At 53.1% G+C, this 5,000-nt stretch carries 2 tRNA genes and 2 rRNA genes (1 of these 4 running past the window's edge); all 4 read left to right on the plus strand.

The annotated features are described in order from the left end of the window. Positions 1-589 precede the first annotated feature (589 nt). Positions 590-2,074 (plus strand): 16S ribosomal RNA (locus KBZ22_RS00005). A 257-nt stretch (positions 2,075-2,331) separates the two neighbouring features. Further along, positions 2,332-2,405, plus strand: a tRNA-Ile gene (locus tag KBZ22_RS00010). 9 nt (positions 2,406-2,414) lie between these two features. After that, positions 2,415-2,487: transfer RNA gene (locus tag KBZ22_RS00015), tRNA-Ala, on the plus strand. Between the two features lie 495 nt (positions 2,488-2,982). Then, positions 2,983-5,000, plus strand: a 23S ribosomal RNA gene (locus KBZ22_RS00020) (it continues 858 nt past the right edge of the window). The 16S and 23S rRNA genes sit together here with 2 tRNA genes alongside, the layout of an rRNA operon.

A 5,000-nucleotide genomic window follows, 5' to 3' on the forward strand; every position in this document is an offset into this window, starting at 1 on the left:
TCCTTGCCAGAAGGGGGTAAGAGGTGATATGTTTTTGGACTGCGCGCAAGGGGGAAGATCCCGAAGCGAGCAGGCTTACGACGAAGAAGGCGAGAGCCGACGGTGTTGTAAGTTTTCTGAGTCGCTGAGAGGCGACGTTCCGCCGAGAACTCCCGAGAGGGGGAGGAAGCGGAAGCACCTGGACAACTAAAAAGTTTAGGAACTGACGCTTTCACTGCGTCACGGATCAAAGGAGCCTGCGCCACCTGAGAGGGAGGGTGTTGGAGCTTTGGTTTAATTAGCTGAGAGATCAGCTAGTGACGGAAATAGCAGTGAAGGTGTGAGGTCCCGTCAAAAAAGAACAAGCGTGACGCGCCTGTTGGTTGGTTTTTGTTGCCTTCTCACGAGGGAACAGGAGCTGGTGTGCCGATGGGAGAGGCGAGCGCGACCGGATCTGGGATTCGGGAAAGTCAAGAGGAAAGAAATTTCTGAATGCACTCTTTGAAACCTTCTGTCAGAGGAAGGGGCTCCAACTGTGAGACCTGCGCCAGTGGGTCAAAGCGGGTGAGAAGCAATTCAGGTTGAGGCGAAAGCCGATAGGACGTGAACTACAACGGAGAGTTTGATCCTGGCTCAGGATGAACGCTGGCGGCGTGCTTAACACATGCAAGTCGAACGAACCTTCGGGTTAGTGGCGGACGGGTGAGTAACGCGTGAGAATCTGCCCTCAGGAGGGGGATAACGGCTGGAAACGGCCGCTAATACCCCATATGCCGAGAGGTGAAATGAATTTCGCCTGAGGATGAGCTCGCGTCTGATTAGCTAGTTGGTGTGGTAAAGGCTCACCAAGGCTTCGATCAGTAGCTGGTCTGAGAGGATGATCAGCCACACTGGGACTGAGACACGGCCCAGACTCCTACGGGAGGCAGCAGTGGGGAATTTTCCGCAATGGGCGCAAGCCTGACGGAGCAACGCCGCGTGAGGGATGAAGGCCTCTGGGCTGTAAACCTCTTTTATCAAGGAAGAAGATCTGACGGTACTTGATGAATAAGCCACGGCTAATTCCGTGCCAGCAGCCGCGGTAATACGGGAGTGGCAAGCGTTATCCGGAATTATTGGGCGTAAAGCGTCCGCAGGCGGTTTTACAAGTCTGTCGTTAAAACGTGGAGCTCAACTCCATTTCGGCGATGGAAACTGTAAGACTAGAGTGTGGTAGGGGCAGAGGGAATTCCCGGTGTAGCGGTGAAATGCGTAGATATCGGGAAGAACACCAGTGGCGAAGGCGCTCTGCTGGGCCATAACTGACGCTCATGGACGAAAGCCAGGGGAGCGAAAGGGATTAGATACCCCTGTAGTCCTGGCCGTAAACGATGAACACTAGGTGTCGGGGGAATCGACCCCCTCGGTGTCGTAGCCAACGCGTTAAGTGTTCCGCCTGGGGAGTACGCACGCAAGTGTGAAACTCAAAGGAATTGACGGGGGCCCGCACAAGCGGTGGAGTATGTGGTTTAATTCGATGCAACGCGAAGAACCTTACCAGGGTTTGACATCCTGCGAATTCCTTGGAAACTTGGAAGTGCCTTCGGGAGCGCAGTGACAGGTGGTGCATGGCTGTCGTCAGCTCGTGTCGTGAGATGTTGGGTTAAGTCCCGCAACGAGCGCAACCCACGTCTTTAGTTGCCAGCATTAAGTTGGGCACTCTAGAGAGACCGCCGGTGATAAACCGGAGGAAGGTGTGGATGACGTCAAGTCATCATGCCCCTTACATCCTGGGCTACACACGTACTACAATGCTACGGACAAAGGGCAGCAAACTCGCGAGAGCTAGCAAATCCCATAAACCGTGGCTCAGTTCAGATCGTAGGCTGCAACTCGCCTACGTGAAGGAGGAATCGCTAGTAATCGCAGGTCAGCATACTGCGGTGAATACGTTCCCGGGCCTTGTACACACCGCCCGTCACACCATGGAAGTTGGCCACGCCCGAAGTCGTTACTCCAACCCTTGTGGAGGAGGATGCCGAAGGTGGGGCTGATGACTGGGGTGAAGTCGTAACAAGGTAGCCGTACCGGAAGGTGCGGCTGGATCACCTCCTAACAGGGATACAATAACTAATTGTGATGTCTGAGTAATTTATTCTCAGGCCATGATTCTGTCATCTCTAAGGTCGATCGGTGCCTCAATTTGAGAATTCAAGAAGAACTGAGAAATCAGTTTGGAGATGAAGGTCTTAATTTCAGTTCCTAAACTTTGTCTAGGTCACCCCACAGCGGGTAAAGCCGAGAGCACGAATTTTATTATTTGTGTTTGATCTGGCAAGTCGAAAGGCGAGCTAGGTTGCGGCGAGAGCTCCTGGGCCATTAGCTCAGGTGGTTAGAGCGCACCCCTGATAAGGGTGAGGTCCCTGGTTCAAGTCCAGGATGGCCCATTCGTGTTTGGGGGTTTAGCTCAGTTGGTAGAGCGCCTGCTTTGCAAGCAGGATGTCAGCGGTTCGAGTCCGCTAACCTCCATCCAATAATGATGCTCATCCCTCAATCTGTAACTGCAAGTTTTGCGGTAAGGAGTTTAGCTGTGTTTGTGATCTTGACTGTTGTTCGCTGAAGATTTCAGCTTCTTTTCATTCTTAATGAGTTAACCAGATGCCTGGTTAGTAAGTTTAGTTGAAAAGACGCTGGATTCAATCCTGCCCTGGAGACAGGGCTGTTTGAATGTCAGCAGAACCTTGACAACTGCATAGGTAAAGTCTGGAAATAAAGCATCTCATGGATGCTTGATTCGGCTTGAGTTTCATCCAGCAATGGATGGGGCTTAAAGTTGGTATCAAGAAAATTCTATTGAGTTTTTAGAGCCGAGAGCTTCCAGTTTTCTTCTGAGCCCGCCGAGGGTTTGGGAGTTTGATCCTGGCATTCAAACCGCATTAGGTGCTCAAAGAGATTTGAGTATTAAGTGTAGGTGAATCTAGAGAGAATAGGCCTCAACAGCCTGAAGGACTGGGAGTTGAAATTGGTCAAGCTACAAAGGGCTCACGGTGGATACCTTGGCACACAGAGGCGATGAAGGACGTGGTTACCTGCGATAAGTCTCGGGGAGCTGGAAACACGCTTTGATCCGGGAATTTCCGAATGGGGCAACCCTTAGAACGGCCGCCTGAATCCATAGGGCGGCACGAGCCAACCCAGCGAACTGAAACATCTTAGTAGCTGGAGGAAAGGAAAGTAAAAACGACTCCCTGAGTAGCGGCGAGCGAACGGGGAAGAGCCTAAACCGATGCTTCCGAGCATCGGGGTTGTGGGACAGCAATGTGGACCAACAGAGTTAGAAGAAGCGTTTGAATGGCGCGCCACAGAGGGTGAAAGCCCCGTATTCGAAAACAAAGTTGGCCTAGCTGTATCCCGAGTAGCACGGAGCACGTGAAATTCCGTGTGAATCTGCGAGGACCACCTCGTAAGGCTAAGTACTCCTGTGTGACCGATAGCGAAACAGTACCGCGAGGGAAAGGTGAAAAGAACCCCGGGAGGGGAGTGAAATAGAACATGAAACCGTGAGCTTACAAGCAATGGGAGCCCGACTAATCGGGTGACCGTGTGCCTGTTGAAGAATGAGCCGGCGACTTATAGGCACTGGCAGGTTAAACCGGGAATGGTGGAGCCATAGCGAAAGCGAGTCTGAATAGGGCGATCGTCAGTGTTTATAGACCCGAACCCGGGTGATCTAACCATGGCCAGGATGAAGCTTGGGTGATACCAAGTGGAGGTCCGAACCGACTGATGTTGAAAAATCAGCGGATGAGCTGTGGTTAGGGGTGAAATGCCAATCGAACCCGGAGCTAGCTGGTTCTCCCCGAAATACGTTGAGGCGTAGCGTCTAGTGCTCCAGCAGGGGGGTAAAGCCACCGTTTCGGTGCGGGCTGCGAGAGCGGTACCAAATCGATACGAACTCTGAATACCCTGTGTGTAACTAGGCAGTCAGACTGTGGGGGATAAGCTCCATGGTCGAAAGGGAAACAGCCCAGACCGCCAGCTAAGGTCCCCAAATCAATGCTGAGTGATAAAGGAGGTGGGATTGCCCAGACAACCAGGAGGTTTGCCTAGAAGCAGCCATCCTCAAAGGAGTGCGTAATAGCTCACTGGTCGAGCGATCCTGCGCCGAAAATGAACGGGGCTAAGCATTGTACCGAAGCTGCGGATTAAACTTGTTTAATGGTAGGGGAGCGTTCCATGCGGGGTGAAGCGTTAGCGTAAGCGGGCGTGGACTACATGGAAGTGAGAATGTCGGCTTGAGTAGCGAAAACATGGGTGAGAATCCCATGCCCCGAAACCCTAAGGGTTCCTCCGGCAGGCTCGTCCGCGGAGGGTTAGTCAGGACCTAAGGCGAGGCCGAAAGGCGTAGTCGATGGACAACAGGTCAACATTCCTGTACCTGTGATGTTTTGGGAAGGGGGACGGAGAAGGCTAGCCAAGCCAGATGTTGGTTACTGGTCCAAGCGTTCGAGGCGTTGAGAACCGGCGAAAACGGTTTGAGCTGAGGCGTGAGTGCGAGCTGCTACGGCAGCGAAGTTGGTGACGTCATGCTTCCAAGAAAAGCCCTATACCCGTTAAGGCATCATGGCCTGTACCCGAAACCGACACAGGTGGGGTGGTAGAGAATACCGAGGGGCGCGAGGTAACTCTCTCTAAGGAACTCGGCAAAATGACCCCGTAACTTCGGGAGAAGGGGTGCCACCGCAAGGTGGTCGCAGTGAAGAGGCCCAGGCGACTGTTTACCAAAAACACAGGTCTCCGCTAAGTCGCAAGACGATGTATGGGGGCTGACGCCTGCCCAGTGCCGGAAGGTTAAGGAAGCTGGTCAGCGTAAGCGAAGCTGGCGACTGAAGCCCCGGTGAACGGCGGCCGTAACTATAACGGTCCTAAGGTAGCGAAATTCCTTGTCGGGTAAGTTCCGACCCGCACGAAAGGCGTAACGATCTGGGCGCTGTCTCGGAGAGAGGCTCGGCGAAATAGAATTGTCTGTGAAGATGCGGACT

This window comes from Cyanobium sp. L1E-Cus (genome assembly GCF_024345755.1).
In the GTDB taxonomy this organism is placed as follows: Bacteria; Cyanobacteriota; Cyanobacteriia; order PCC-6307; family Cyanobiaceae; genus Cyanobium_A; species Cyanobium_A usitatum.